Annotated in this window: 1 rRNA gene; it reads left to right on the top strand. The window is 41.3% G+C overall.

Annotated elements, in window-relative coordinates:
• Positions 1–76 precede the first annotated feature (76 nt).
• A 5S ribosomal RNA gene (gene rrf / locus DC53_RS00465) occupies positions 77–191 on the top strand.
• The last annotated feature ends 228 nt before the right edge of the window (positions 192–419 follow it).

Genomic DNA, 419 nt, shown 5'->3' with positions numbered 1-419 from the left:
GGACATTACCAGGCTTCAAATTCAGTCGAAGGACTTTAACCTTAATAATTAAAATAAGAAAATTGAAAAGAATTTTCTTGGTGACAATAGCGTTTTGGACCCACCTGATCCCATGCCGAACTCAGTAGTGAAACGAAACAGCGCCGATGATAGTGTAGCATTTGCTATGTGAAAGTAGGACATTACCAGGATTTAATTAAGAGAAACCCGTTACAGTAATGTGACGGGTTTTTTGCTTTTTGTAATTTTGTAAATAGTCCATGCCGAACTCAGTGGCGAAATAAAATAGTTCTAAGGCGAGCCCCGCAGGAGGACGCCCCGACGCAAAGATAGTATAGCATTTGCTATGTGCCTCTCCACCGCTGTGGCACTACGACATTACCAGGATTTAATTAAGAGAACCCGTTACAGTAATGTGA

It is taken from the genome of Pseudoalteromonas fuliginea, from assembly GCF_000690055.1.
GTDB classification, from domain to species: Bacteria; Pseudomonadota; Gammaproteobacteria; order Enterobacterales; family Alteromonadaceae; genus Pseudoalteromonas; species Pseudoalteromonas fuliginea.
The sequence above is the reverse complement of the archived record's forward strand: the minus strand, read 5'-3'. Positions and strand labels throughout refer to the sequence as shown.